Source organism: Haemophilus influenzae (assembly GCF_019703545.1).
GTDB classification, from domain to species: Bacteria; Pseudomonadota; Gammaproteobacteria; order Enterobacterales; family Pasteurellaceae; genus Haemophilus; species Haemophilus influenzae_E.
This window is the reverse complement of sequence record NZ_AP018771.1, coordinates 1,546,343-1,566,811: the sequence shown is the minus strand read 5'-3', so window position 1 is coordinate 1,566,811 and position 20,469 is coordinate 1,546,343. Positions and strand designations below refer to the sequence as shown.

The 20,469-nt window shown below is 38.8% G+C and carries 24 protein-coding genes and 1 pseudogene; 23 read left to right on the top strand and 2 right to left on the bottom strand.

The window, feature by feature from the left end; genetic code table 11:
- The first annotated feature begins 20 nt into the window (after positions 1-20).
- Together K6J66_RS07830 and K6J66_RS07825 are read left to right on the top strand one after the other, a co-directional pair.
- Positions 21-140 carry a Com family DNA-binding transcriptional regulator gene (locus tag K6J66_RS07830; protein ID WP_005641687.1) on the top strand — a complete coding sequence of 40 codons (120 nt, stop codon included), beginning with the start codon at positions 21-23 and terminating at the stop codon, positions 138-140.
- A 61-nt stretch (positions 141-201) separates the two neighbouring features.
- On the top strand, positions 202-1,047 hold the full coding sequence (locus tag K6J66_RS07825; RefSeq protein ID WP_110442624.1) for a hypothetical protein: 846 nt from the start codon (positions 202-204) through the stop codon (positions 1,045-1,047).
- Between the two features lie 39 nt (positions 1,048-1,086).
- On the opposite strand, the gene K6J66_RS07820 is transcribed toward K6J66_RS07825, so the two are convergent.
- Complete coding sequence (locus tag K6J66_RS07820; protein WP_005640694.1) at positions 1,087-1,350, bottom strand: hypothetical protein; 264 nt, start codon at positions 1,348-1,350, stop codon at positions 1,087-1,089.
- Between the two features lie 608 nt (positions 1,351-1,958).
- Here K6J66_RS07820 and K6J66_RS07815 point away from each other — a divergent pair.
- Positions 1,959-2,276: a hypothetical protein gene (locus K6J66_RS07815; protein WP_038439934.1), complete on the top strand. Its 318-nt coding sequence runs from the start codon at positions 1,959-1,961 to the stop codon at positions 2,274-2,276.
- A gap of 107 nt (positions 2,277-2,383) precedes the next feature.
- Here the strand turns inward: K6J66_RS07815 and K6J66_RS07810 are convergent, their stop codons facing one another.
- Entirely contained in the window at positions 2,384-2,914 is a 531-nt protein-coding gene (locus K6J66_RS07810; protein ID WP_038439933.1) for a hypothetical protein, read from the bottom strand.
- Between the two features lie 8 nt (positions 2,915-2,922).
- On the opposite strand from K6J66_RS07810, the pseudogene K6J66_RS07805 reads away from it, so the two are divergent.
- The 20 genes and pseudogenes from K6J66_RS07805 to bioD form a co-directional block, all read left to right on the top strand.
- Positions 2,923-3,144 (top strand): annotated as a pseudogene (locus tag K6J66_RS07805) (phage portal protein family protein); the annotation flags it as partial.
- A 62-nt stretch (positions 3,145-3,206) separates the two neighbouring features.
- On the top strand, positions 3,207-3,875 hold the full coding sequence (locus K6J66_RS07800) for a PBECR3 domain-containing polyvalent protein (protein ID WP_051614237.1): 669 nt from the start codon (positions 3,207-3,209) through the stop codon (positions 3,873-3,875).
- 150 nt (positions 3,876-4,025) lie between these two features.
- Positions 4,026-4,217, top strand: a complete 192-nt coding sequence (locus K6J66_RS07795) for a hypothetical protein (RefSeq protein ID WP_038439929.1) — start codon at positions 4,026-4,028, stop codon at positions 4,215-4,217.
- Between the two features lie 359 nt (positions 4,218-4,576).
- Positions 4,577-5,113 (top strand): elongation factor P hydroxylase, encoded by a 537-nt coding sequence (locus tag K6J66_RS07790; protein ID WP_110442622.1) that lies wholly within the window; start codon positions 4,577-4,579, stop codon positions 5,111-5,113.
- 201 nt (positions 5,114-5,314) lie between these two features.
- Complete coding sequence (locus K6J66_RS09680; RefSeq protein ID WP_221260113.1) at positions 5,315-6,733, top strand: tetratricopeptide repeat protein; 1,419 nt, start codon at positions 5,315-5,317, stop codon at positions 6,731-6,733.
- Positions 6,734-6,735: 2 nt separating this feature from the next.
- Complete coding sequence (locus K6J66_RS07780) at positions 6,736-7,635, top strand: hypothetical protein (RefSeq protein ID WP_038439928.1); 900 nt, start codon at positions 6,736-6,738, stop codon at positions 7,633-7,635.
- 16 nt (positions 7,636-7,651) lie between these two features.
- Positions 7,652-8,416, top strand: a complete 765-nt coding sequence (locus K6J66_RS07775; RefSeq protein ID WP_005687753.1) for a tetratricopeptide repeat protein — start codon at positions 7,652-7,654, stop codon at positions 8,414-8,416.
- Positions 8,416-9,459 (top strand): SEL1-like repeat protein, encoded by a 1,044-nt coding sequence (locus K6J66_RS07770; protein ID WP_110442470.1) that lies wholly within the window; start codon positions 8,416-8,418, stop codon positions 9,457-9,459. The genes K6J66_RS07775 and K6J66_RS07770 overlap by 1 nt, the downstream gene beginning before the upstream one ends.
- A 114-nt stretch (positions 9,460-9,573) precedes the next feature.
- Positions 9,574-10,656: a peptide chain release factor 1 gene (gene prfA / locus K6J66_RS07765; RefSeq protein ID WP_110442471.1), complete on the top strand. Its 1,083-nt coding sequence runs from the start codon at positions 9,574-9,576 to the stop codon at positions 10,654-10,656.
- Between the two features lie 52 nt (positions 10,657-10,708).
- Complete coding sequence (locus K6J66_RS07760) at positions 10,709-11,149, top strand: RDD family protein (protein WP_038439926.1); 441 nt, start codon at positions 10,709-10,711, stop codon at positions 11,147-11,149.
- Positions 11,149-12,027 (top strand): peptide chain release factor N(5)-glutamine methyltransferase, encoded by an 879-nt coding sequence (gene prmC, locus K6J66_RS07755; RefSeq protein WP_038439925.1) that lies wholly within the window; start codon positions 11,149-11,151, stop codon positions 12,025-12,027. The genes K6J66_RS07760 and prmC overlap by 1 nt, the downstream gene beginning before the upstream one ends.
- On the top strand, positions 12,027-12,830 hold the full coding sequence (locus K6J66_RS07750; protein WP_038439924.1) for a SirB1 family protein: 804 nt from the start codon (positions 12,027-12,029) through the stop codon (positions 12,828-12,830). Before prmC ends, K6J66_RS07750 begins: the two co-directional genes overlap by 1 nt.
- 14 nt (positions 12,831-12,844) lie before the next feature.
- Positions 12,845-13,699: a 3-deoxy-8-phosphooctulonate synthase gene (gene kdsA / locus K6J66_RS07745; protein ID WP_038439922.1), complete on the top strand. Its 855-nt coding sequence runs from the start codon at positions 12,845-12,847 to the stop codon at positions 13,697-13,699.
- A 59-nt stretch (positions 13,700-13,758) separates the two neighbouring features.
- The gene (locus tag K6J66_RS07740) at positions 13,759-14,706 is read left to right on the top strand and encodes a 2-hydroxyacid dehydrogenase (RefSeq protein WP_038439919.1); all 948 of its coding nucleotides are present in this window, start codon (positions 13,759-13,761) and stop codon (positions 14,704-14,706) included.
- Complete coding sequence (locus tag K6J66_RS07735; protein ID WP_038439917.1) at positions 14,706-15,887, top strand: lipoprotein-releasing ABC transporter permease subunit; 1,182 nt, start codon at positions 14,706-14,708, stop codon at positions 15,885-15,887. Before K6J66_RS07740 ends, K6J66_RS07735 begins: the two co-directional genes overlap by 1 nt.
- A 21-nt stretch (positions 15,888-15,908) precedes the next feature.
- Positions 15,909-17,198: an adenosylmethionine--8-amino-7-oxononanoate transaminase gene (gene bioA / locus K6J66_RS07730; protein WP_038440252.1), complete on the top strand. Its 1,290-nt coding sequence runs from the start codon at positions 15,909-15,911 to the stop codon at positions 17,196-17,198.
- Between the two features lie 8 nt (positions 17,199-17,206).
- On the top strand, positions 17,207-18,349 hold the full coding sequence (gene bioF, locus K6J66_RS07725; protein ID WP_038439915.1) for an 8-amino-7-oxononanoate synthase: 1,143 nt from the start codon (positions 17,207-17,209) through the stop codon (positions 18,347-18,349).
- Between the two features lie 9 nt (positions 18,350-18,358).
- The gene (locus K6J66_RS07720; protein ID WP_038439913.1) at positions 18,359-19,006 is read left to right on the top strand and encodes a DUF452 family protein; all 648 of its coding nucleotides are present in this window, start codon (positions 18,359-18,361) and stop codon (positions 19,004-19,006) included.
- Complete coding sequence (bioC, locus tag K6J66_RS07715; RefSeq protein WP_005692885.1) at positions 18,994-19,776, top strand: malonyl-ACP O-methyltransferase BioC; 783 nt, start codon at positions 18,994-18,996, stop codon at positions 19,774-19,776. The genes K6J66_RS07720 and bioC overlap by 13 nt, the downstream gene beginning before the upstream one ends.
- A gap of 9 nt (positions 19,777-19,785) precedes the next feature.
- Positions 19,786-20,427 carry a dethiobiotin synthase gene (gene bioD / locus K6J66_RS07710; RefSeq protein WP_038439911.1) on the top strand — a complete coding sequence of 214 codons (642 nt, stop codon included), beginning with the start codon at positions 19,786-19,788 and terminating at the stop codon, positions 20,425-20,427.
- Positions 20,428-20,469 lie beyond the last annotated feature (42 nt).

The window sequence follows — 20,469 nt, the reverse complement described above, 5'->3', positions numbered from 1 at the left end:
CTTTTGATTAGGAGAAATATATGCAGTCAATTAAAGCAATCCGTTGCACATTTTGTAACAAATTATTGGCGAAAGTGGGGATAGTTGGTTATTTAGAAATCAAATGCCCTCGTTGCAAAACCGTTAATACTACACGTTAATTTGATTTGAGTGTCAGAATGCCTTGAGCATCGGAACGCCATAGAATAGAAAGGAAAAACTATGGCAAATCAAAACACCTTTAAACAAGCCCCATTGCCGTTTATCGGACAAAAACGAATGTTTCTTAAACATTTTGAAACAGTTTTAAATGAGAACATTCCCGATGACGGTGAGGGCTGGATAATTCTTGATACCTTTGGCGGTTCAGGCTTGCTCAGCCATACCGCCAAACGGTTAAAACCGAAAGCCCGAGTGATTTACAATGATTTTGATGGCTATGCGGAGCGATTGGCGCACATTGATGACATTAACAAGTTGCGTACCGAGCTTTACTCTGTAGTTGGTAATGCTACGTCAAAAAATAAACGCATGACGAAGGATTGTAAAGCAGAATGCATCAGAATCATTCAAAACTTCAAAGGGTATAAAGATTTAAATTGCTTAGCGAGTTGGTTATTGTTCAGTGGGCAACAAGTGGCAACGCTTGATGACTTATTCCAACATAATTTCTGGCATTGTATTCGTCAGTCTGATTATCCAAAGGCTGATGGCTATTTGGACGGCGTAGAGATTGTGAAAGAATCATTCCACACGCTTTTGCCTAAGTTTAGCGATGATCCGAAAGCGTTGTTTGTATTAGATCCGCCTTACCTTTGCACCAAGCAGGAAAGCTACAAACAAGCCACCTATTTTGATTTGATTGATTTCTTGCGACTGGTCAATATTACGCGGCCACCGTATGTGTTCTTTAGCTCGACGAAGTCGGAGTTTATTCGCTTTGTGAATTATATGCTGGAAGATAAGGTGGATAATTGGCAGGCGTTTGAAAACGCCAAACGCATTACGGTGAATGCAAAACTGAACTACCAAGTGGCGTATGAAGATAATTTAGTCTATAAATTCTAGTAGTAAAAAAGGCTTCGCGTGATCACGAAGCCTTTTGCATTAGTCTTCTAATTCGGAAAGCAAGCAATAAAACGGTGGGGCGAAAGGGGCAAGTGTGGACGTAAATCTGACTACACAATCTTTATGCCCGTCTTCCACAAACCGCACATCTAAAAACGCCGTGTTATACACAAAGGTTTGCCCCCGTCCGTTAGGTAGTGAATATTGCGAACCGTCCGCAATAAAACCGTCGTGTTCTTTCACGGCAACAAGGGCTAATTCCATCATCATTTCTTGCTCGGTTCTCATTCTAAAGTTTGTCATTTTGTGGTTTCCTGTGCTTGTTTAAGTTGGTCACAGGATTACTCTCTTCGGCAGGCATAGCAAGTCATCATTGCGGCAAAACGACTGACTGCGGTCGAATTAGACTGGGGAGGTATGGACGGCTAAATAAGTGCAGATATGTAACGCCATTTCACTAAATGAAAAAAGCAAGAAAAGGAAATTATCTTGCTTTTTTAGGGACAGTTATGTTGTGCGGGTTTATCTAAAGTGTAAAATTTAAACGCCCTTTAATGATGATTTAAAGGACGTTTTTTGTCTAGATATATGGCATTAAATATAATGGTATTATGAATGGTATTATATAATTATATTTCTTTTGAAAATTTCGTTTTAAATCAAAATATTATTTAATTAATTCTAATCCAGCTAGTCGCACCATCTCTATTTTTCTTTATTCCCCAATTTTCAGAGAGAAATAGATAAAATATAATTAAAAACAATAGCTTATATAATTTCACACACTAAAACACACCTTCTTTATATCAAAATCGCCTAAAAGGTAGTATTTTTATACCGATTGGGATCGATTTCGATCTGTTCTATACTCCATTGCACATATTTTTGCACACATTTTTATGGAATAAACAATGGCGACAATTATCAAGAATGGCAAGCGTTGGCACGCACAAGTGCGCAAGTTTGGCGTGAGCAAATCAGCCATTTTTTTGACTCAAGCAGACGCAAAAAAATGGGCTGAAATGCTCGAAAAACAAATTGAATCAGAAAAGTATAATGAAATCCCTGATATTACATTGGATGAACTGATTGATAAGTATCTAAAAGAAGTCACCGTGACCAAGTGCGGGAAACGTGAAGAGTGCATAAGACTACTGCGTCTTTCTCGAACTCCGCTTGCCGCAATATCTTTACAAGAAATAGGAAAAGCACACTTTCGTGAGTGGTAAAATTAACGATTAAAAGAAGTCTTTCCAGCAACAGTTTTGCGTGAACGTAGTTCGCTTTCTGCTCTAATGGCCAAAACGATTGAATGGGATTTTATAACAGAAAACTCCTAAAATATCTTGAGAAACCAAAAGCGCCAGCACCAAGAACTCGTCGATATGATGAACATGAAATTAACCCTAAAATCCCCCAAGCTCTCGCCCCAATCAAAGGCTTGAGCCAACGGAATTTTTTCTTCTTTAATGAAAACTTCATCGTTTTCACAACAAATCCACCGATAGTCATTAAGCCGTAACCGTCCGAACCTGATTAACATATCAATTTGTGACGGTTTTAATGGCGAACCAATAGGCAACATCAATAAATTAGCTTGCTGTTCAATTTTTGAACGGTTACAGTTATTGACACAAGTCCAAGCGGCGCGATGCGCCTTGTTTGTTTCGGTGGACTCCGAATTAAGTGCGGTGGAACCCAACGCACTTTTCGCTGATTTAATCACCCAGTTTTTTAATTTGGTGATGATTTTCTTTTCTGTGAATCTGTTTTTTACCCCCACAATTTTCTTACGAATCTCACCGTATTTATTCGGTTCGCATTCTTCATACTCAATACAAATCGGCTGATCACCACGTTTTGTCATTGCGCCACCTTGCGCAAACCATCACTCAACAAATCATTTTGCCGTATTTGCAAATTAATGTTGATCCGAATATTGCGCCACATCGTATCCCTTATTTTGAGTTTGACACAAAAGAATATGAAGATTTATCGGTATTTGCAGATGCCATCCCTAAACTTACAGGCATTGGCGTGCAGATTTCGGAAAGTTGGGTGCGGGATAAATTAGGGATTCCTGAACCGCAGGAAGGTTAGGCGAAAGAGATTTAAAACGACGTGGGATTGATAAGCCTGACGATAGTTCTGAATTTTTGGTGGAAGTAGAACGCCCTGCGGATAAGCAAGGTAATCGTGAAAAGACGGTAGGGTTTAAATTGCCTGATGGCACGATACGTGTGACGGATAAAGGCTTTGATTACAATGTAGGGCGATTAAACTACAAGCCTAATTTGGATCTTTATCCTGAAAAACTGGCGCATGCGTTTGCGAAGGTTGAGATGAAAGGTGGGGAGTTTAAGCACGATTTTGAATTGTTGGCAAAGCATATGGCGGAGATGAAACAAACGCTCAGCCCAGATGGAAAAAAACTCACTGCTGAACAGATGTTACAGGTGCGAGATAGTCTTACCAAAAATTTTAAATTTGCGGCAGGTGTCTTGAGTGCGGAAAGTAAGGATTTATTGAAAAGCAAAACTGGCACAGTGTGGCTTTCTGATGATACTTTAATTAAGCAATTTAATAGTCGTGATGGGCAAGATTTTGGACTGGAAAGCTATGCACTTTTCCCTGATTTATTTAATCAGCCTGATATTGTTCTACAAGATAATGATCGTTTTTATTTTATCAAAAACTTTGAGAAACAGCGTATTTTAGGTGTAATAAAGCACTTATCTGAATTTAATGAAATTTTTGTGCTTTCGGCAAGGGAGATTAATATCAAGGAAGTAGAAAAAATGAAAGGTAAATTGGCAGTTATCAAGTAAGGCTCCCGATCACTTACACACGCTCTCGGACACCTGAGCAGGACGAGCCACCTCAAGTAGGCTGCGGCAGGGAGATTATCACCGCTTTTTTAATAACTGCCTTGCATGAATATACCCCTTTAAAATTTAAAAAGCAACATAGGAGAAAATATGGACAAACTTTTGGGACAAGATTGGCAAGAATGTTATCCGAATACGTTAAGTCAGAATGAAAAAGCCTGCTTGAAACAGGCTTTACTACATCGATTTACTTACTCACAAGGTGAGAGCTTTGGTTTGCAAAGTTACTTGAGAGATTTACGCATTATTCACGATTATCCAGAAACGAGCGAAGTAAATTAGGCTCAATATCCCCAAAAGAAATCTTTGTGCTGTCGTTTAGACGAATAAAAGACAAGGAGCTTAAAAAGCTATTAGAAAAGGATTACGCACCTAGGTAGGGCTCCCCACACCTACACACAGTCCCGAGTCTATTTCACCTCTTCGCTTGCGATCTGGGAGATTCATCGCTTTTCTAAGTGCGTACTAAAATATACCCCCTTAAATTTTAAAAATCAACGATTACTTCCTCAAATTTTTATGCGAGCAAAAGGGCGATCGATTCGTTTGATTGGGCTACATGTCAATTTGCCTGAAGAAAATAAACAAGAACAAATGAGCCTCTAGTGATATAATCTCGCAGTTTTTTAGGAGTCGATAGAATGGAACATAAATTAGAAGATATTATTGCAATTTTTAATCAATGTTTTGAAGAGGAATACAACACTCGCTTAGTCAAAGGCAGTGAAGAACCCATTTATTTACCCGCAAATGATGAAGTACCCTATAACGCGATTTACTTTGCGAGAGGCTCTTACAGCAGTGCATTGCATGAAATTGCCCACTGGTTAGTGGCAGGCAAAGAACGCCGTAAACTAGAAGATTTTGGTTATTGGTATGAGCCAGATGGACGTTCTGAAGAACGCCAGCGTGATTTTGAAAAGGTGGAAGTGAAACCGCAAGCATTAGAATGGATTTTGGCGACAGCAGCAGGTTTCCGTTATTTTGCCAGTGCGGATAATTTGAATGGCAATCCAGGCGATACACAGCCTTTTAAACAAGCCGTGTATGAGCAAGTGAAAACTTACGCAGAAAAAGGTTTACCAAAACGAGCGGAAATGTTACGCAAGGCGTTAGTGGCATTTTATGGCACAGAAGATGAAATTGATCTGGTGAAGTTTGATGTCGTGCGTATTTAATAGCTGAAAGTGAGCAAGATGGCTCACTTTTTTCAGTCTTAATCCCCCCAATTCCCTCCTAATTAAATAGTTCAATTTTTAATCATTTCACACCCAGTATACTGGGTGTTGTACTCTCTTTACAGAGAGTACAACAAAACATCTTGCTAAACAAAAAATGTTTGGTTATTTCAATTATTGATTAATAAATGGACGATTTCTATGCGATTCACAAAAACACTTCTTACCACCGCACTTTTCGGTGTTTCTGTATTTTCTTTTCAATCCACGGCTTGGGGGGATACGCTGGAACAGCAATTCCAACAAGGTTTAACCGCTTATGAGCAAAGCAACTATCAAACCGCCTTTAAACTTTGGTTGCCTTTGGCGGAGCAGGGAAATGCAAAGGCTCAATATAATTTGGGTGTTATGTATGGCAACGGGCGAGGCGTAAAACAAGATGATGTTGAAGCGGTGAAGTGGTATCGCCAAGCGGCGGAGCAGGGAGTTGCAGATGCTCAATATAATTTGGGTGTTATGTATGGCAACGGGCGAGGCGTAAAACAAGATGATGTTGAAGCGGTGAAGTGGTATCGCCAAGCGGCGGAGCAGGGAGTTGCAGATGCTCAATTAAATTTGGGCAATATGTATGCTAAGGGACTAGGCGTCAAACAAGATGATTTTGAAGCGGTGAAATGGTATCGCAAAGCGGCGGAGCAGGGGAAGGCAAAGGCTCAATATAATTTGGGTGTTATGTATGGCAACGGGCGAGGCGTAAAACAAGATGATGTTGAAGCGGTGAAGTGGTATCGCCAAGCGGCGGAGCAGGGAGTTGCAGATGCTCAATTAAATTTGGGCAATATGTATGCTAAGGGACTAGGCGTCAAACAAGATGATTTTGAAGCGGTGAAATGGTATCGCAAAGCGGCGGAGCAGGGGAAGGCAAAGGCTCAATTTAATTTGGGCGTGATGTATTATAAGGGGCAAGGTGTAAAACAAGATGATTTTGAAGCAGTGAAATGGTATCGCAAAGCGGCGGAGCAGGGACATGCAGATGCTCAATTAAATTTGGGCTATATGTATGAAAAAGGACGAGGGGTAAAACAAGATGATTTTGAAGTGGTGAAGTGGTATCGCCAAGCGGCGGAGCAGGGAGTTGCAGATGCTCAATTTAATTTGGGCTTGATGTATAAAAAAGGACAAGGTGTCAAACAAGATGATTTTGAAGCGGTGAAATGGTATCGCCAAGCGGCGGAGCAGGGAGTTGCAGATGCTCAATTAAATTTGGGCAATATGTATGCTAAGGGACTAGGCGTCAAACAAGATTATGTTGAAGCAGTGAACTGGTATCGCAAAGCGGCGGAGCAAGGATATGCAGAAGCTCAAGGTAGTTTGGGGGTAATGTATCAAAGTGGACGAGGCGTCAAACAAGATGGTGTTGAAGCTGTGAACTGGTTTCGCAGAGCAGCGGAGCAGGGATATGCAACTGCTCAAGCTCTATTGGGATTCTTATATCTTTTAGGAGAAAGAGGTGTTCAAGTAAATAAATCTTTAGCCAAAGAATGGTTTGGTAAGGCTTGTGATAATGGTCATCAAGCTGGTTGCGAATATTATGGCAAGCTAAATAGAGGGGAATTGTAATAATGAAAAATTGGCAATTTAAACTTGTAAGTGGAATTGCCGTTTTATTTTGTTGGCTCTACTTTAATGCCGTGATGCATTATGGGGCAGATAAAACATTATTGGATAAAACGGTAATTTTTTTGACTTTTTTAGGGACATTAGCTGGGATTATGGCGGCAATATCAGTAATCTATGCTCTGGTTTCATTCAAGGATTTTAAACAAAATTTTAATAAGGCTGAAAGTGATTTAGGACGTCTATATGATCGTCAGTCTGAAGTGAAAAAAGATATTGAAGAAAAGTTATCTAATATTAAAGAAAAAGAAAAGGAGATTAATAATATTTTAAAAGAAACTACACATAAAGAAAAAATGTTTAAATATCTTTATCAATATGTTTTAGATGATCACCTTAATGAAAATGAACGAGATTGGTTAAAGTTAGCGATTGATGAAAACAGTTTTGATATGAGATATAGATTGTATTCTATTTTGGCTCAATTTAAACAAGATGAGAATGAGTTAAGAGAAAAGAAGGCAATATCTAATAGAATGCTTAGGTTTAACGATAAGCTGATTGAAATTTGGTTAGAATCTTTACCTTATTATGAAATGTTGGCAAGAGTCGAGTTGAAAGCACATCAAGTTTATCGAAATTATATTAGATATATTTTTGAAACTTTTGCAAAAGAAAGTGATATATCAGCTGAAACGATTTCTTATATTAAGCAATTAATTTTTGATGTTGTTAGAGCAGATGAGTTTTATTCATTTGATTTTGGTATAGATGATAATTTCATAAATGCTTTATTTGAAGCAAATAAAAAATTAATGATTAATTATTCAGATTTAGAAAGTTATCACTTAATTAATCAATATAATTCTCGAGAGAAAAGAATAAGTAATGTATTTAAATCTTAATAATAAGGAAAACAAAATGAAACTAACAAAAACACTTCTTACCACCGCACTTTTCGGTGCTTCTATCTTTTCTTTTCAATCAACCGTTTATGCAATGGAAGAGGAGCAAGTTGATAAGATTGTTCATTTATTTGAACAGAAAGATTTTAAGTCCGCATTAGCAATTATTCGTCCTTTAGCAGAGCAGGGAGATGGGATTGCACAGGGGATGTTAGCGGTGTTATATAAAAATGGCGATGGCATAAAGCAAGATTATTTTGAAGCGATAAAATGGTATAAAAAATCGGCTGAACAAGGTGTACGTATCGCTCAATATGATTTAGCTGGTATGTATATTAACGGCTTGGGCGTAAAACAAAATTACCAAGAAGGCTTTAAATGGTTGAAGGAAGCTGCGGAGCAAGATGATGTTGATGCCCAATTTAAAGTGGGAATGATGTATAAAGATGGAGTTGGCGTAAAACAGAATAATACGGAAGCAGTGAAATGGTTGAAAAAAGCGGCAAATCAAAATGATACTGAATCCCAAATGATATTGGGCGATATGTATTATGATGGCGATGGAGTAAAAGAAAATAAAACTGAAGCCATAAAATGGTATCAAAAAGCAGCAGAAAATAATAATTCTCGAGCGCAGGCAATAGTTGGTCTTGCTTATATGGGCGGAATAGGAGTAAAACAAAATTTTGCCACTGCCAAAAAATGGTTTGGCAAGGCTTGTGATAATAAAGAGCAAAAAGGTTGTGAGATGTATAAACAATTAAATCAAGGAACAAAATAATGAAGAAAAAATTAACCTTAGCCGTTTTATTATTGGCAGTAATTGGTGGTGGAGCTGTGTATTTTACCCAATATTACCCAGAATATCGTGAGATTAAACAGCTAGAACGATTAGTTAGTGCTCAGGAGTATTATGGCGATCAGCAAGCTAGAAAAGCACTTGAAGATTTTTCTCCAGCACGTTTGCGAGTGTTGGCAGAAAAAGGCAATGCTGTGACGCAATATCAGTTGGGGCGTTATTATTTTATCAAAGGTCAAAAAAATTTAGCGACAGAGTGGTTTCTTAAAGCCAGCAATCAAAATTATCCGTTGGCATATCGTGGTTTGGCAACCATTTATAATGACAAAGGAAATAAAGAATCGTCAAAACATTATATGAAAATGGCTGCGGATGCGGGCGATAATTTTGCCAAAATGATTCTTGCTATAGATGCCGTAAATAAGGATAAGGATTTTTTGACAGGTTATATGTTGGTGGAACAAGCCGCAAATAATGGTTATCCAATGGCGGAAGCACAGTTAGGGCGTTGGTATTTTGATGGTAATGATAATATTAAACCAGATTGGGAAAAGGCGTTTTATTGGTTGGATAAAGCCTATAAAAGCAGTCTATTACACCATCAACCTGCGGTGTTTAGACAAGTAGAAAATAATCGACTTCGTCCAAATAGCGTTTATCGTGAATTAGCTATTCTTTATATTTTGGGAATTGGCACGGTAAAAGATGAAAATAAAGCCGAGCAATTATTGCAAGAGCATAATAAAGAAACTAAAGATGAAATGACAGTGATTGGTACAAAGGTGAAGTTAATAAAATTAAAAGATGAGGCGCCGAATGATGATGTAAAAGCAAAATTTGAAACATTGCAATTAGAATTGGAAAATAGCCAAGATCCTGCAGTGTTTGTGGAATTAGGGAACGCGTTTCTTTATAAAGATGAGCAAAAAGCTAAATCTTACTATGGCATGGCTTGCGATCTACGTAGTCAAGAAAGGTGTGATAAATATCGTGAGCTCAATCAAAAACAAGGCACCAATAAATAGTGGGTAAATCACAAATAAAGCGTCTGAGATTCTTAATTTCCTTTTCACTGTCAATTTTCCCTAAAATCGGCTAGAATACGCCGATTTTATTTTTGGCTTTAACATTAAAAGAATATGAAAGATTCCATTATTGCAAAACTTGAAAGTTTAAAAGAACGTTATGAAGAGCTAGAAGCCTTATTGGGCGATGTTTCTGTAATTAGTGATCAGGATAAATTCCGTGCGTATTCTAAAGAATATTCGCAACTTGAAGAAGTGGTGAAATGTTTTAATCGCTGGACTCAATTAAATCAAAATATTAAAGAAGCTGAAATATTGCTTGACGATCCTGAAATGAAAGAAATGGCGCAAATGGAAATTGAAGAATCCAAAGCGGAAATTGAAGAAGTGGAACAACAACTTCAAATTCTTTTACTGCCGAAAGATCCTAATGATGAATATAACTGCTATTTAGAAATCCGTGCGGGAACAGGCGGTGATGAAGCGGGTATTTTTGCCGGTGATTTATTCCGTATGTATAGCCGTTATGCCGAAAGTAAACGCTGGCGTGTAGAAATGCTCAGTGCTAACGAAAGTGAGCAAGGCGGTTATAAAGAAGTGATCGTAAAAGTAAGTGGCGAAGGTGTGTATGGCCAGCTTAAATTTGAATCGGGTGGTCATCGTGTGCAACGTGTACCAAAAACTGAATCACAAGGACGTATCCACACGTCTGCTTGTACCGTTGCGGTAATGCCAGAATTGCCAGAATCTGAAATGCCAGAAATTAATCCAGCCGATTTACGTATTGATACTTATCGCTCATCAGGCGCTGGTGGTCAGCACGTAAATACAACGGATTCAGCAGTGCGTATTACACACATTCCAACAGGTATTGTGGTGGAATGTCAGGATGAGCGTTCACAGCACAAAAATAAAGCGAAAGCAATGTCGGTATTAGCGTCACGTATTGTTCAGGCAGAGCAAGAACGCCAAGCTGCAGAACAAACAGATATGCGTCGTAACTTATTAGGTTCGGGCGATCGTTCTGATAAAATTCGTACATATAATTATCCGCAAGGTCGAGTGACTGATCATCGTATTAATCTCACTATTTACCGTTTAGATGAAGTAATGAATGGTAAAATTGATGAACTGATTCAGCCGATTATTACTGAATATCAAGCGGATCAGTTGGCGGCATTGTCTGAACAAAATTAATGATAGGGGCGTCTGATTTCAGATGTCCTTTTTAACGTTACAAGGAAATAAAATGATCATTGAAAATCAAAAAGATGCGGAGTTTTCTTCTGCTTTCCAGCCATCTCAACCCACTCAAGCCAGCCGTTTTAAACGCTGGCTTGCGAGTATGATTAATGGGCTTGTGCTTTGGGTGATGGTTGGTCTTGGTTTTGCATTGGGGGATTTTGCCGGTGTAGTGGGGACTATGGTATATATTGGTTTTCAGTTATATTTTATGAAAACTTATGGTCAAACAATGGCAAAACGCTGGTTAGGCTTGCGTGTATTTAATTATCATACCAATCAACCCGTTGAATTTGGTAAATACATCGGCCGTGAGATTATTGATATTTTATTGGCGTGGACGAGTTTCTTATTGATTATTAGCGGTATTGTTGCACTGGTGCGAGATGACCGCCGTTCTTTAACTGATTTAGTGGCTGGCACGATTGTGTTAAAAGACGAAAATTAATGAATTATAAAGAATGGCTGGCACAAGCGATCACGGATTTAGCACAAAAAAATCCCACTGAAAATAGTAAAATTGATGCGCTTGTGATTCTTCAACATGCTACTGGCAAATCGCGTACGCAAATCCTTGCTTTTGATGATACTGAGATTGATGAAAAAGTGCGGTTAAAATTGACCGCACTTTTAGATCGTCGTTTAAACGGAGAACCTATTGCCTACATTCTTGGCGAAAAAGAATTTTGGTCGTTGCCGTTAAATGTCTCAAAAGGCACATTGATTCCGAGACCAGACACGGAAATTTTAGTGGAAAAGGCATTACAAATTTCTTTGGAAAAACTGGAACAAAATCCACCGCACTTTCGTATTCTTGATCTTGGAACAGGCACAGGCGCTATCGCGTTGGCATTAGCATCGGAGCTTTCCTCTATTTGTCAAAAACGACAAATTTCATTAGAAATAATTGGTGTTGATCTTATGCCCGATGTTGTGGCGTTAGCCCAATCTAATGCGGAAAGAAATAAGCTAAATGTCCAATTTTTGCAGAGCCGTTGGTTTGGAAATATAACAGGGCAGTTTGATCTTATCGTCAGCAACCCACCTTATATTGATGCTCAAGATGAACATTTATGTCAAGGCGATGTGCGTTTTGAACCTCTTTCTGCATTAGTGGCGAATGATGAGGGTTATGCTGATTTACGTCATATTATTGAATTAGCGCCAAGTTATTTGAATGCTAATGGCGCATTATTGCTTGAACACGGATGGCAACAAGGCGAAAAAGTGCGGTCAATTTTCCTCGAAAATCATTGGGAAATGGTTGAAACCGTGCGTGATTATGGCGACAATGAGCGCGTCACTTTAGGTTTTTGGAAGAAGTAATGAAATATTATCAACGTGCGTTATACGATCAATTTGTGCATTTTTATCTTGTTATCTCAGATGATGGCAGCTCAGAAGCACAACTTCGGGGAACAATTGGTGGGCTTGTACGTAAAGCGCGTAAAGAAATTTCGCCAGATTGGTCGAAAGAAGAACAGATTCATCATTTGCTACAACTATTTTACGGCGATTGGGGCTTTTGTTGCGATCCAGAAGATTATTTTTATGCTCGCAATTTATATTTGCCTTATGTGTTTCAAAATCGTCAAGGTATGCCAGTGACTCTTGGGGCGATAGTGCTTTATTTAGCTGACGTATTAGATTTACCAATTTACCCAGTAAATTTCCCAACACAGTTAATTTTACGTGCTGAAATTAGAGATGAAGTGGCTTTTATTGATCCTTGGGATGGCACTTATATATCGCAAGAAAAATTGCAGCAACTTTATGAAGGTGCATTTGGATTTGGGGCGAAAATTCAACCCGAAGAACTTGATAGAGCTGATCTTTCTTTACTTTATTCTCGCTTTGAGCAACTGGCGAAAAATGCGCTTATTCGTGAAGAGCATAACGATATGGCATACCACTATATTAAGAATTTAATGATTACTGATGCTGAAAATCCTTATCATATCCGTGACCGTGGCTTAGTTTTAGCTCAAATGGGGGCTTATCCTTCAGCATTGAAAGATTTAGAATTTTTTGTGGAACATTGTCCAAAAGATCCAACGGCGGCGTTTATCCGCACGCAATTTTTAGAACTTAAAGGCGAGATTAATAAAGATACTTTTCCCCTCCATTGATTTAAGGAAAATTTATGCAAAATAAAATTGTAAAAATTGGCAATATTGATGTTGCAAACGACAAACCTTTCGTGCTTTTTGGCGGAATGAACGTGTTGGAAAGCCGTGATATGGCAATGCAAGTGTGCGAAGCTTATGTGAAAGTGACAGAGAAACTTGGCGTGCCTTATGTATTTAAAGCGTCTTTTGACAAAGCGAATCGTTCATCTATTCATTCTTACCGTGGACCTGGCATGGAAGAAGGATTAAAAATTTTCCAAGAATTAAAAGATACATTCGGGGTAAAAATTATTACCGATGTACACGAAATCTATCAATGTCAGCCTGTTGCTGATGTGGTGGATGTGATTCAATTACCGGCATTCTTGGCTCGTCAAACCGATTTAGTCGAAGCCATGGCAAGAACTGGTGCGGTAATTAACGTGAAAAAACCACAATTTTTAAGCCCAGGTCAAATGGGTAATATTGTGGAAAAAATCGAAGAATGTGGTAACGATAAAATCATTCTTTGTGATCGTGGAACAAATTTTGGTTACGATAATTTAATTGTGGATATGCTTGGCTTTAGTGTAATGAAAAAAGCCTCTAAGGGTAGCCCTGTTATTTTTGATGTAACCCATTCACTTCAATGCCGTGATCCATTTGGGGCGGCATCGAGTGGTCGTCGCACGCAAGTAACCGAATTAGCGCGTTCAGGTTTAGCAGTAGGCATTGCAGGTTTATTTTTAGAAGCGCATCCAAATCCAAATCAAGCAAAATGTGATGGCCCTTCTGCATTGCCACTTTCTGCGCTTGAAGGTTTTGTCTTTCAAATGAAAGCGATCGATGATTTAGTAAAATCTTTTCCAGAATTGGATACTTCAATTTAAATTTCATCAAAAGTGCGGTTAATTTTGACCGCACTTTGTATATAAAAAAGGAGCAATTAATGAAAATCGTATTTTTAGATAGCACGGCTATTCCTAAACATATTTCAATTCCTCGCCCAAGTTTTGAACATACTTGGACAGAATATGAACATACATCTGCTGAGCAAACGATTGAACGCGCAAAGGATGCAGATATTGTGATTACGAGCAAAGTGATTTTTGATCGTGAAACTTTGCAACAACTGCCAAAATTAAAGCTGATTGCCATTACTGCGACAGGTACAAATAATGTTGATCTTGTGGCTGCAGAAGAAATGGGCATCGCCGTGCGTAATGTGACAGGTTATTCCAGTACAACCGTGCCAGAACACGTAATGGGTCTGATTTTTTCTTTAAAACACAGTTTGGCAGGTTGGTTACGCGATCAAACGGAAGCAAAATGGACGGAAAGTAAACAATTTTGTTATTTTGATTATCCAATTACAGATGTGCGCGGTTCAACGTTGGGCGTATTTGGTAAAGGTTGTTTAGGGACAGAAGTGGGGCGTTTGGCTAATGCCGTGGGAATGAAAGTACTTTATGCAGAACATAAAGATGCTACTGTTTGCCGTGAAGGTTATACGCCTTTTGATGAAGTATTAAAACAAGCGGATATTGTGACGTTGCATTGCCCATTAACGGAAACAACAAAGGATTTAATTAATGCAGAAACCTTATCCAAAATGAAAAAAGGTGCATTTTTGATTAATACAGGGCGTGGGCCTTTGATTGATGAACTTGCCTTAGTTGATGCGTTAAAAACAGGGCATTTAGGCGGAGCGGCTTTGGATGTAATGGTAAAAGAGCCACCAGAAAAAGATAATCCGTTAATTTTAGCTGCAAAAACGATGCCTAATTTAATTATCACACCACATATTGCTTGGGCGAGTGATAGTGCAGTGACAACATTAGTTGGCAAAGTAATGCAAAACATCGAAGAATTTGTACAACAATTACATCAAAAGTAATGAATTTTCCTATTTCTCTTTATATTGCACTACGTTATTGGCGTGCGAAAAGTGCGGATCGTTTTGGGCGATTAGTGACTAATCTTGCAAGCCTGGGGATTGTGCTAGGTGTGATGGCATTGATCATCGTGCTTTCGGTGATGAATGGATTAGAAGGTTACCAAAAACAACAGGTGCTATCTTCCATTCCTCATGCGATTGTGAGCGAAGAACAGCCTATTTCTACAGAAAAAACATTAGAAAATTTACCGCACTTTGTCCAAAAAGCCGTGCCGATCAATACAACAAATGTGATTTATCAAACGGCAAAAGGCGTGAGTGCAGGACAAATTATTGGTATTCAATCATTTTCTGATGATCCTTTGGTTGAATCTTTTGAGCAGGCTAAATTTAATGAAATTTTGCCTAGTGGGGAGTTTAAACTGGTCATTGGCGATCAACTGGCGCAAAAACTGGGCGTGAATATTGGGGATAAAATCCGTTTGATGATTACGGAAAATAGCCAATATACACCATTCGGTCGGGTGCCAATGCAGCGTTTGTTTACTGTTAGCGATATTTATTATGGTTATGGCGAAGCATCTGGTTACGAAGCCTTTGCTAATATTACAGATATTGGTCGCTTAATGCGTATTCAACCTCAGCAAGCGCAGGGCTATCGTTTATTTCTGAATGATCCGTTCCAAATTACAGAACTCCCACAACATTTCTCAACACAAAAAATCACGGATTGGCGTGTGCAAAAAGGCGAATTTTTCCAAGCGGTGAGAATGGAAAAAAATATGATGGGATTACTGATTAGTTTGATTATTGTCGTGGCGATTTCCAATATTGTCACCTCTTTAAGTTTGATGGTGGTGGATAAACAAGGGGAAATTGCGATTTTGCAAACTCAGGGCTTAACAAAATCCCAAGTTCGTTCGGTGTTCATTTATCAAGGATTACTGGTGGGATTTGTTGGCACATTGCTCGGTGCTATTTTAGGTGTTTTAGCTACGTTGAACTTAACAGAGATTGTAAGTGCGGTAAATCCACAAGGTGTTTTTTTACCGACAGAATTATCCTTTGTTCAAATGATTTTTGTCATTGGATTTTCGCTGTTACTTTCCTTGCTTTCAACCCTTTATCCTGCTTATCGAGCTGCGAAAGTAGAACCTGCCGCAGCCTTGCGATACGAATAAGTTTTTAATGGTAAATAAATGATGGATGAACAATCACTTTTAGCTTTTGATACACAACATATTTGGCATCCTTATTCTTCAGTTTCTTCTGATATGCCGCTTTATGCGGTGGAACGTGCTGATGGCGTGATGATAACTTTAAAAGATGGTCGTCGTTTGATTGATGGTATGTCCTCTTGGTGGGCGGCGTTGCACGGTTATAATCATCCTCGTTTAAATGCGGCGGCACAGAATCAATTAGCAAAAATGAGCCATATTATGTTTGGCGGATTTACCCATGACCCTGCGGTGGAATTAGCTCAATTATTGGTACAAATTTTGCCCAATGGATTAGATAAGATCTTTTTTGCTGATAGTGGTTCTGTTGCAGTGGAAGTAGCGATGAAAATGGCTATTCAATATCAGCACGCTAAAGGAGAAGTGCAACGACAAAAATTTGCCACTATTCGTTCTGGTTATCACGGCGATACTTGGAATGCGATGTCAGTGTGTGATCCAACCACAGGGATGCATCATTTATTTCATCATAGCCTGCCTGTACAATATTTTCTTCCTCAACCCAACATTCCATTTAATGAATCTTGGAATGATTGTGCCATTGAACCTTTAGCTGATTTACTTAAGAAAAAAGGTAGCGAAATCGCCGCACTGATTTTAGAACCTGTTGTGCAAGGTGCGGGTGGTATGTATTTTTATTCGCCAACTTATTTAGTGAAAGCGCAAGCACTTTGTAAACAATATGGCGTTTTGCTGATTTTTGATGAAATCGCCACGGGATTTGGTCGAACAGGAAAATTATTTGCAGCTGAACACGCAGGCATTTCGCCAGATATTATGTGTATCGGTAAAGCATTAACGGGTGGTTATTTAACTTTATCGGCAACCATTACGACCACTGAAATTGCGCAAATTATTTGTCGCGGTGAGGCTAAATGCTTTATGCACGGGCCCACTTTTATGGCAAATCCGTTGGCTTGTGCGATTGCGGCTGAATCTATCCGTTTATTGTTGGAAAGTCCTTGGCAGCAAAATATTCAGCGAATTGAGCATTCCTTAACACAACAGCTTTCGCCTTTAGCTGAAAAAGATTACGTCAAAGAAGTTCGCGTATTAGGAGCGATTGGGGTGGTTGAAATGAAAAGTTCGGTAAATATGAAAACTTTAGTCCCACGTTTTGTGGAACAAGGTGTTTGGATTCGGCCTTTCGGAAAATTGGTTTATGTAATGCCACCATTTGTGATTAAAAATGATGAACTTCAGAAATTAACGGAAGGCATGATTCTGGCTTTAACGCAGGAATATGAACATTAGGATAAAAAATGGATGCTTTCAAACAGCAACTGGAACAGCTTAGTGCACAAAATCAATATCGTTCAATTCCAGATTTAGTTCATCAAGGACGATATATTACGCGAGAAAACCGCAAAATGCTGAATATGTCATCTAATGATTATTTAGGTTTGGCATCAAATGAAAACTTGCGCCAGTCTTTTTTACAGCAATATGGCGATAATTTCCCTTCTTTTACCAGTTCTTCCTCTCGTTTATTAACGGGTAACTTTCCTATTTATACCGATTTGGAAGAGCTTGTCGCACAACGTTTCCAACGGGAAAGCGCGTTATTGTTCAACAGCGGCTATCACGCCAATATCGGCATTTTGCCTGCTTTGACGACGACGAAAAGTTTGATTTTGGCAGATAAATTAGTGCATGCCAGCATGATTGATGGCATTCGTTTAAGCCAATGTGAGTTCTTTCGTTATCGTCATAATGATTATGAACATCTAAAGAGCCTGCTCGAAAAAAATGCCGGAAAATTTGACCGCACTTTTATTGTGACAGAGTCCGTTTTTAGTATGGATGGCGATGTAGCTGATTTGAAGTATCTTGTTCAATTAAAAAAACAGTTTCCCAATACTTATCTTTATGTGGATGAAGCCCATGCAATAGGCGTTTACGGTAAAAACGGATTAGGTATTGCCGAACGAGCTAATGTGATAGCTGATATAGATTTGTTGGTTGGCACTTTTGGCAAGGCCTTAGCTTCAATGGGGGCTTATGTCGTCTGTGATCAAATATTAAAAGAATGTTTGATTAATCAAATGCGTCCATTGATTTTTTCAACCGCACTTCCGCCGTTTAATGTGGCGTGGACTCATTTTATTTTTGAACGATTACCACAATTTTCAAAAGAAAGAACGCATCTTGAGCAGTTAAGTGCATTTTTACGCCAAGAAGTGGAGCATAGAACCCAAATAATGCCAAGCCAAACTTGCATCGTTCCCTATATTTTAGGCGAGAACGAAGCAACCCTTGCTAAGGCGAAAGATCTGCAAGAGCAAGGTTATTATTGCTTGCCGATTAGACCACCGACAGTACCAAAAGGTACATCCAGAATACGATTGTCTTTGACGGCAGATATGACAATGGATGAAGTGAAACAGTTTGTGGCATGCTTATAAGGAAATAATGTGAAAACGAAATTTTATGATCATCAAGGTGGGCATTTAATAGTTTATTTTGCTGGCTGGGGGACACCTCTTGATGCTGTAGCTCATTTGATTTTGCCAACAGATCATGATTTATTAATTTGCTACGATTATCAAGATTTGAAGTTAGATTTTGATTTTTCTGCCTATCGGCACATCCGTTTGGTGGCGTGGTCTATGGGCGTTTGGGCGGCAGAGAGGGTATTGCAAGGAATAAGATTAAAATCCGCAACGGCAGTGAATGGCACAGGTTTACCTTGTGATGATAGCTTCGGTATTCCCTACGCTATTTTTAAAGGTACGTTAGATAATCTCACAGAAAATACCCGTTTAAAATTTGAACGCAGAATCTGTGGCGATAAAGCATCTTTTGAACGTTACCAACTATTTCCAGCCCGTCCGTTTGACGAAATTCATCAAGAACTTACCGCACTTTTTGCGATGATTCAGCAGGATAAACGCATAGATCTTATTCACTGGGCAAATGCATGGGTTAGTTCTCGCGATAAAATTTTTACGCCAGCTAATCAGCACCAATATTGGGCATTGCGTTGTGCAGTTCAGGAAATAGAGGGTGAGCATTATGTGTTTTCAAGATTTACCCACTGGTCGGCATTATGGAATCATTAACTTCCGTAGATAAATCGCGTATTCAACACGCCTTCCAAAAAGCCTTAAATAGCTATGATGAACATGCGTTAATTCAACAAAAAATGAATATTAAGTTAATGACACATTTGCAAGACTATTTACCAAATGGGTCATTAGATAGCGTTTTGGAGCTTGGTTGCGGGTCTGGTATGTTGAGTTCATTGTTGCAAAAACAGATTTCAGCGGATTATTGGTTATTTAATGATTTGTGCGATGTGCAGGTCCAACTGGCTGAAAAATTGCCGCAATCCTTTGATTTTCATTGCGGCGATGCCGAACATTTCCTTTTTTTGCAACAATTTGACTTAATCGCAAGCGCATCCGCCGTGCAATGGTTTCACCAACCCGACGCTTTTATCGCCCATTGCAAAACAGGCTTGAAAACAAACGGATTATTGGCGGTTGCAACCTTTGGCGAAGACAATTTAAAAGAAGTCCGCCAGATCACAAATATAGGATTAAATTACCCGACTTTATCCCAATGGCAGACTTGGTTAGCCAAAGATTTTGAGCTTTTATGGTGTGAGGATTTTAAGGTAATACTAGACTTTGATACGCCGTTAGATGTACTCAAACACCTTAAATATACAGGCGTAACAGCCACGAACCAAAAAAATTGGACAAGAAAAAATCTCAATGGATTTATTGGCGATTACTTGTCGGCGTTCAGTATGCCGTCGGGCAAAGTGCGCCTGACTTATCATCCATTGTTTTTTATCGCGCGCTATTCTCACATAGAAAATCAGTAAGGAATATTTATGGGAAAGGTTATTTTTATATCTGGCATTGATACTGATGTGGGGAAAACGATTGCTACAGGCATTTATGCTAAAAAGTTGATGGAACAAGGCTTTTCCGTGATTACACAAAAAATGATTCAAACAGGTTGTAAAAATATCGCTGATGATTTACTTGTGCATCGAAAGATTCAAGGGATTGATTTAACGGAAGAAGATTTACAAGGCAAAACCTGCCCTTATGTTTTTGAATATCCTTGTTCGCCACATTTAGCGGCAAAGCGAGAAAGTAGAAAAATTGAAGCAAAAATCATTGAAAAATCCACCGCACTTTTGGCAGAAAAATATGATTATGTACTATTGGAGGGTGCTGGTGGATTAATGGTGCCTTATTGCGACGATGCGACGACGTTAGATTATATCCAGTTAAATAATTACCCTTTAATTTTAGTGACATCGGGAAAATTAGGTAGTATAAACCACACATTATTAAGTTTAGAGGCCTGCCGTACTCGCGGTATTTCAGTGTTAAGTGTAATGTATAACGGTTACCCAGAATATGATCCTATTATTAGTCAAGAAACCCAACGCTATTTAAAACGTTATCTTGAAAAATATTTTCCTGAAACAGGATTTGAATACTTTGGGTGTATTGAAACTTAAGCTCAAGGAAAAGTGTGATAGACTCGCACAAGTTTTTGATGG

What these genes read in the sequence shown, in the direction of transcription:
- bioC (WP_005692885.1), top strand. Translation starts at nt 18,994, where the DNA reads ATGGAATCATTAACTTCCGTAGATAAATCGCGTATTCAACACGCCTTC.
- K6J66_RS07760 (WP_038439926.1), top strand. Translation starts at nt 10,709, where the DNA reads ATGATCATTGAAAATCAAAAAGATGCGGAGTTTTCTTCTGCTTTCCAG.
- K6J66_RS07780 (WP_038439928.1), top strand. Translation starts at nt 6,736, where the DNA reads ATGAAAAATTGGCAATTTAAACTTGTAAGTGGAATTGCCGTTTTATTT.
- K6J66_RS07830 (WP_005641687.1), top strand. Translation starts at nt 21, where the DNA reads ATGCAGTCAATTAAAGCAATCCGTTGCACATTTTGTAACAAATTATTG.
- K6J66_RS09680 (WP_221260113.1), top strand. Translation starts at nt 5,315, where the DNA reads ATGCGATTCACAAAAACACTTCTTACCACCGCACTTTTCGGTGTTTCT.
- K6J66_RS07770 (WP_110442470.1), top strand. Translation starts at nt 8,416, where the DNA reads ATGAAGAAAAAATTAACCTTAGCCGTTTTATTATTGGCAGTAATTGGT.
- kdsA (WP_038439922.1), top strand. Translation starts at nt 12,845, where the DNA reads ATGCAAAATAAAATTGTAAAAATTGGCAATATTGATGTTGCAAACGAC.
- prmC (WP_038439925.1), top strand. Translation starts at nt 11,149, where the DNA reads ATGAATTATAAAGAATGGCTGGCACAAGCGATCACGGATTTAGCACAA.
- bioA (WP_038440252.1), top strand. Translation starts at nt 15,909, where the DNA reads ATGGATGAACAATCACTTTTAGCTTTTGATACACAACATATTTGGCAT.
- K6J66_RS07815 (WP_038439934.1), top strand. Translation starts at nt 1,959, where the DNA reads ATGGCGACAATTATCAAGAATGGCAAGCGTTGGCACGCACAAGTGCGC.
- bioF (WP_038439915.1), top strand. Translation starts at nt 17,207, where the DNA reads ATGGATGCTTTCAAACAGCAACTGGAACAGCTTAGTGCACAAAATCAA.
- K6J66_RS07775 (WP_005687753.1), top strand. Translation starts at nt 7,652, where the DNA reads ATGAAACTAACAAAAACACTTCTTACCACCGCACTTTTCGGTGCTTCT.
- K6J66_RS07820 (WP_005640694.1), bottom strand. Translation starts at nt 1,350, where the DNA reads ATGACAAACTTTAGAATGAGAACCGAGCAAGAAATGATGATGGAATTA.
- K6J66_RS07825 (WP_110442624.1), top strand. Translation starts at nt 202, where the DNA reads ATGGCAAATCAAAACACCTTTAAACAAGCCCCATTGCCGTTTATCGGA.
- K6J66_RS07740 (WP_038439919.1), top strand. Translation starts at nt 13,759, where the DNA reads ATGAAAATCGTATTTTTAGATAGCACGGCTATTCCTAAACATATTTCA.
- K6J66_RS07810 (WP_038439933.1), bottom strand. Translation starts at nt 2,914, where the DNA reads ATGACAAAACGTGGTGATCAGCCGATTTGTATTGAGTATGAAGAATGC.
- K6J66_RS07750 (WP_038439924.1), top strand. Translation starts at nt 12,027, where the DNA reads ATGAAATATTATCAACGTGCGTTATACGATCAATTTGTGCATTTTTAT.
- bioD (WP_038439911.1), top strand. Translation starts at nt 19,786, where the DNA reads ATGGGAAAGGTTATTTTTATATCTGGCATTGATACTGATGTGGGGAAA.
- K6J66_RS07735 (WP_038439917.1), top strand. Translation starts at nt 14,706, where the DNA reads ATGAATTTTCCTATTTCTCTTTATATTGCACTACGTTATTGGCGTGCG.
- K6J66_RS07790 (WP_110442622.1), top strand. Translation starts at nt 4,577, where the DNA reads ATGGAACATAAATTAGAAGATATTATTGCAATTTTTAATCAATGTTTT.
- prfA (WP_110442471.1), top strand. Translation starts at nt 9,574, where the DNA reads ATGAAAGATTCCATTATTGCAAAACTTGAAAGTTTAAAAGAACGTTAT.
- K6J66_RS07795 (WP_038439929.1), top strand. Translation starts at nt 4,026, where the DNA reads ATGGACAAACTTTTGGGACAAGATTGGCAAGAATGTTATCCGAATACG.